This window comes from Paenibacillus sp. Y568 (genome assembly GCF_059445545.1).
The window spans coordinates 61,320-67,319 of the sequence record NZ_JCAIUM010000021.1; the positions used below are offsets into that span (position 1 = coordinate 61,320).

Below are 6,000 nucleotides of genomic sequence, written 5' to 3' on the forward strand. Positions count from 1 at the left end.
TATAAATGACCTCAAAGGGGGAAAGTTATAATATATGACAGACAAGATGGAGACTAATGCTACCCTTTATCAGTACAAACTTATAAAAAAGGTCGCCATTACCCAGAAAACGAGCGCGCTTTATTTACTTCTTCCCATACTTGCAGCAATTGTAGAAATGATTCTTATTTCTTGGACTAGTATCTTCTATTTCTTATTAGCCCTTCCCATTGTAGTATGGATTCATTATGTTATATCTCACTCAACTGTATTGATTACAGCATACCGTTTACGCAAACGTTGGGCATTCTCCATGAAACTCCCTTGGATGGGTTATATGCCTAATCAATATATTAGTTATAGACTATTTCTTAAAGTTAATTTACACACCATATGGATAGGATTTTGCCTATTTGCCATTCTTATCTTTTGGTCACCCTTATCATTTGTCCTTGGGTTAATGTTCTGGCATATATGGTTTATAATCCCCCGTTTATATGCAATCACCCATCTTCCTCGTACGCAAAAGGACGGCATGTTGAAATTTAACTCAGAAGATATCTCCTATTATAAACAGTGACAATTTAATCAAACACGACGATCCGTTGTTACAACAAGAAAAGGACCTTCTTCCACTAAGGAAAAGGTCCTTTTCTATTTATTATCTAAGCTTCTCATAGCCGATTTATCTGTAGCCTTAGGCACCATAATTACAAAAAAATCATCATGTACTGTAACCTGTACCACTTTATTGTCCTTTTTGAACACGCGAACAGCCTCACGTTGTTCATCTGCAACCTCTTGCCAACCCCACTCTGTAATGGTTTGTAAATAAGCTTCAGGAAAAACATTGCTTTCCTTAAGTCCAGATAAGGAATAATGAATAACATTCATCTCTGAATTAGCCGCAGAACGATCTTTCTTATTTGCTTCCTTTGGAACGGGGAAACTTTTCTCATTTGCTGCACCTTCAAAGGATACCCATAAAGGTTCCGAGTTCCCACACCCGACTAGAACGGTCATTACAATACATAACAGAACGAGAGCACGCAGCCATGTTATTCCACGCATGAATGTCCTCCTTACTTCTTTTCGCGATTAGGACGAAAGTGACGTATTTCTGCTCTGTAGAACCTATCTCACTCTGTTAATCCTATTTTGTACTATATTATTATACTTGCAAGACTATAACCTTCGGTAACAAAACTGTTAACTCTTTTTCAGTCCACTCTACATCACAACAATCTATCATTATTACCTTAGGTTCGAGGAGCTAGCCTTTTCCCTCATTCTCAAACGGTACATATCTGGCGTACAGCCTACCGTTTGCTTAAATATACGACTGAAGTGGGGTAGATGTTTGAATCCAGATTGCTTGCTTACCTCCGTCACTGACCGCTCAGGTTCTATCCAGAATAATAACTTAGCCTGATTAATTCGGCGATCTGACAGATACTTAAAGATCGTAGTTCCAGTCATCTCCTTAAAAAGGATAGCTAAATAATGCTTACTTAAATGTAACTCCTGAGCAATTTGGTCCATATCCACTTCATGCATATAGTGTTCTTCTAAATAAGTAATTATTTTTTGTACATAGTTCTCTTTATCAGTACGCAAGTGTCCTTCTCTCACCTTGTTCTGGCACAGACCTGCAATCATAAATAGTAAATCACTTAACCGCAATACTAGTCTCTCTATATCATATTTCGACTTCGACCTATGTATTTCATTCATATTCGCAAGTAGTATTTCAAATTGTTGCCTTTGCGACGGGGATAAAGAAATCCGGCAGTTACGTAATTCTTCAAAAGGTTGGGTTAATGTAATGGCCATAGACCGCTGTAAATATTGCTCTAACATAGATGGTTCAAAATGAATGACCGTCCGAATATAAGGTACGTCAGGAGACGGATTCGGCATATGTAGGGTCATTCCGTGCATGAGAATTAAATCACCAGGCTCAAGAATATAAACACGGTCACCAATAAGATAGGTACAGTGCCCCTCGTGAAAATAATATACTTCATAGAGGCCATGAGAATGAAACCTATCTCGCTCTTTATTATCAAAAATAGGTTCGTCCGAACGATAATTAAAATTTAATGGTTCATTCAACTGTAATGAATAGGGCATACCAAGCCGCCTCCTAACTCGTAAACATACTTCTATTGTATCATTTGAGGAGAATCATTGGCTAAGAAGATCTAATACCTCTATTCAATTTCGTCATTTCAAAAAAATAACACTGTAAGCACTCGGCTTATCAGTGTTATTGGGCATTCGTGATCCATTATGTTAATGAATATGATGGTAATATTATGGCCCTCTTTTGCGCAATTAAGCACAGTTCTGCTGCCTTAAAGGCGTGTTCCTGTGTCATTGCTACCTCTGTACGATCCATACAATCCCTTATTAGCTGCCCGAAAAAGGGATACCCTACCTGTCCATGGACTCCAAAATGGTGTTCCCCTTCATGGTTAACCAAATACACTTGATCACCCTGTGGATCTCTTCCTATATCAATATACTTCCTCAATTCGATATAACCATCGGTTCCTAGAATGACTGTCCGCCCATCTCCCCAGGTTCCAAGACCTTCTGGTGTAAACCAATCTACTCGGAAATAATGTGTTGCCCCATTATCACCCACAAGCATAGCATCGCCGAAGTCCTCAAGCTCTGGATATTGCGGATGATTGTAATTCCCTACCTGACTATAAGAAACACTAGCATCCTTGCAAGACGCAAAAGCAAGAAACTGTTCTATCTGATGACTACCAATGTCACATAAAATACCTCCATATTGCTCGTGGTTAAAAAACCAATCAGGACGAGATTTCGCATTTAAACGATGTGGCCCAGTTCCCATCACTTGAATAACCCTACCTATCGCCCCATCCTTGATTAATTGATTCGCATAGACAGCACTCTCGACATGTAGTCGTTCACTGTAATACACCATATACTTGCATCCTGTATTACTTACTTGAACACGCGCTGCTTCTAATTGATCCAACGTCGTAAATGGAGCTTTATCTGTGAAATAGTCTTTACCTTTCTCCATTACGCGTATCCCTAGTGCTCCACGCTCTGAAGGAATAGCGGCACTAGCGACTAATTTCACTTCATCATCTTCTAATACCTGATCTTCCGTCATGGCTACCTTTACATCAGGAAACGCTTTGCAAAATGCCCTCACCTTATTAACATCCGGATCATAGACCCACTTTAACGTTGCTCCAGCTTCTATTAATCCGTTACACATACCGTAAATATGACCATGATCCAAAGCTACTGCCGCAATAGTGAATTCACCTACACCACAAACCGGTTGTGGCTTCTGACTTTTAGGTGCGTAGAACATCCCATCTTTAGATGTCATTGATATTCCTCCTCATTTTCATACTAAGAAAAATATATCCCCCGAATCCTGAATCGCTCTATTCATTAAAATCGTTCAATTTTAACATACGCTATTATTAGTAGTACCCTTTTTTAGTACGTGAGTTAAAATAGCCTTTATGCTATCTTCTGTTCTAATTACCAAACGTCTTAGAGATATCCACAGCTTCAGAATCATTATTCGAATTCCCTTTTTTCTCGTCTGTGGATGAATTAATTCGTTGTTGTAATTGTTCCAGGAATAACTCTTCATCTATCGGCAACGTAACCCAGTCATCTAACCATGTGGATAAGTACATCGCATTTGAAAGACTTAAGCCCTTAATTCCTTCCTCCCCAGGTGCCAGTAGAGCCGTGCCCTTTGTGATTGCCTCTATCCAATTCTCAATGATCCCAGGATGTCCTGTCTCTTTACCCATAATAGGAATATCACACTTCCAATGTTCGGGTTCGCCAAATCCCCCTTTATAACGCTGATTGAATTCACTCTCCAGCTCTCTCAAGCGCCAGAATGTCATATGTCCGTCCTCTATCACAATTTTTCCGCGGTCTCCTGTCACTTCTAGCCGATTCGTACCAGGTGCTTCACCTGTTGTTGTTACAAAGACTCCACTAGCCCCATTGGCGTATTCAACATAAGCTGTAACATCATCTTCAACTTCAATATTTCTATATTTTCCAAAAGAGCAAAAAGCTCTTACCCTGATTGGCATCATTCCTATAGCCCATTGCCATAGATCAAGCTGATGAGGATCTTGATTAATGAGTACGCCCCCACCTTCACCACTCCACGTAGCACGCCATCCACCCGAATCATAATAGCTTTGCGAACGATACCAATTGGTTATGATCCAGTTCGTTCGGCGAATTTCTCCAAGCTCTCCTGAAGCAATGATATCCTTTAACTTCAGATAAAGTGGATTGGTACGCTGGTTATACATAATACTGAATACTTTACCACTCTTTACAGCTGCTTCATTCATTTCACGAACCTGTTTAGTATACACGCCCGCTGGCTTCTCAATGAGTACATGGAGACCACGTTCAAAAGCCTGAATAGCAAGCTGCGGATGGCTGTAATGAGGGGTAGCAATTAATATCGCATCTATTGTCCCGGAATCCATCATCTGTTCAGCATCACTCCAACAGTGGACAGACTCAGGTAAGTTATCTTGAGTCCATTGCTCAGCTGACACCTTGATATCACAAACAGCTGTTAAGATAGCATTGGGGATAGCACCTGAGGCTAGTGTCCGAGCATGTGATGTCCCCATATTTCCTATTCCGATAATTCCTACTCTTATTTTGTCCAAGTCAGTCCCCTCCATTATTCGCTCTATAACTGCTTCTGTAGCAACCTAAATAGGTCCGCATTATGTTGAAGCATATTTTTTGAATCGTATATTCCACTAAAATCCTCTATCCCGACATATCCATCGTACCCTACAGCATGTAGATCTTGCATAACTTCGAGCCACGGTACAATTCCCTGATCCATAGGAGCCCACTTACCTTCCCATTGGGTATATCCAATCTCCGTATGCTTAGTTCCCTTCCTTGGGGACCATATGGCATTCTTCATATGTACATGAGCTAAATAGGGCCCTAAAAGTTCAAGCCCCATCCGGTAGTTCTCATAGCCTTCAAATACCATATTACCTGGATCATAAAGTACACCAACATGTTTAGGATCAAAGGACTCCACTAATCGATAGGCTAGGCTCGCACTAGGAGCAATAGTCATGTGATGTGTCTCTACTAACGCCTTTACCTGATACTGTTGAGCGTATTCTTGCACCTGAGATAAATATTGAATGGCTGTTTTGTATATATCCTGATACGACTGACTTCGATAGTAACCTGGCACTCCCACTCTGACCATAGACGCACCTAGGCGAGCAGCAGCCTTAAAGGCTAGTTCTGTTGCAAATATATCCTTACAGTCTAGATATGGTACGAGGGCAATCGATTTCAAATTATATGTTAATGCAACATCTACACATTCTATAATATCCCCTTCCCATTTCTCGGGATCAATGGAACACCGATTATGACGCCAATAAGATGGTGATTCCTCTAATGCATCATCTGATATACCCTTAAACCGCCACTCAATTCCCTCTATTCCAGAGGAGGCTGCTGCTGCACCCAGTTCACGTGGTGTTAAATCCGGTACGGACACAGTAAAAACAGATAATTTCATTTCATTGTTCATCTCCTTGGACTCAAGCTCACATGTAGGATCAGCTGTCATAACGAGTTTAGCATACCTAATATGCAGATAAAGAGGATTAAAGAAAGATAACACGCAGAGTTAAATCATTAAACATATTCATTAATTTCATATCACATATCTATTAGACATATCGCATCTCTAATTAATAAATGCGTCGCAACAAGGAATTATTTAAATATTAATTACCTAATTGTAGTTAATGTCTCACATTCTAAATCTTTAAAAAAACGCAAAAAAAACCACCATTGATCGAAATCAACAGTGGTTCTTGTGCTTGGCGGCGTCCTACTCTCCCAGGACCCTGCGGTCCAAGTACCATCGGCGCTGGAGGACTTAACGGTCGTGTTCGGGATGGGTACGTGTGGAACCCCTCCGCTATCGCC

General features: G+C 40.5%; 6 protein-coding genes and 1 rRNA gene. 1 reads left to right on the forward strand and 6 read right to left on the reverse strand.

The window, feature by feature from the left end; all coding sequences use genetic code 11:
- Positions 1-34 precede the first annotated feature (34 nt).
- The gene (locus tag AC1D7X_RS22375; RefSeq protein WP_495458453.1) at positions 35-559 is read left to right on the forward strand and encodes a hypothetical protein; all 525 of its coding nucleotides are present in this window, start codon (positions 35-37) and stop codon (positions 557-559) included.
- A 74-nt stretch (positions 560-633) separates the two neighbouring features.
- Here AC1D7X_RS22375 and AC1D7X_RS22380 read toward each other — a convergent pair whose 3' ends face one another.
- The 6 genes from AC1D7X_RS22380 to rrf all read right to left on the reverse strand — a co-directional run.
- Positions 634-1,050: a hypothetical protein gene (locus AC1D7X_RS22380; protein ID WP_495458454.1), complete on the reverse strand. Its 417-nt coding sequence runs from the start codon at positions 1,048-1,050 to the stop codon at positions 634-636.
- 183 nt (positions 1,051-1,233) lie between these two features.
- Positions 1,234-2,112, reverse strand: a complete 879-nt coding sequence (locus AC1D7X_RS22385) for a helix-turn-helix transcriptional regulator (protein ID WP_495458455.1) — start codon at positions 2,110-2,112, stop codon at positions 1,234-1,236.
- A 157-nt stretch (positions 2,113-2,269) separates the two neighbouring features.
- Positions 2,270-3,361 carry a Gfo/Idh/MocA family protein gene (locus AC1D7X_RS22390; RefSeq protein ID WP_495458456.1) on the reverse strand — a complete coding sequence of 364 codons (1,092 nt, stop codon included), beginning with the start codon at positions 3,359-3,361 and terminating at the stop codon, positions 2,270-2,272.
- Positions 3,362-3,515: 154 nt separating this feature from the next.
- Entirely contained in the window at positions 3,516-4,694 is a 1,179-nt protein-coding gene (locus AC1D7X_RS22395; RefSeq protein WP_495458457.1) for a Gfo/Idh/MocA family protein, read from the reverse strand.
- A gap of 23 nt (positions 4,695-4,717) precedes the next feature.
- Positions 4,718-5,584, reverse strand: a complete 867-nt coding sequence (locus AC1D7X_RS22400) for a sugar phosphate isomerase/epimerase family protein (protein ID WP_495458458.1) — start codon at positions 5,582-5,584, stop codon at positions 4,718-4,720.
- Positions 5,585-5,889: 305 nt separating this feature from the next.
- A 5S ribosomal RNA gene (gene rrf, locus AC1D7X_RS22405) occupies positions 5,890-6,000 on the reverse strand; the annotation flags it as partial.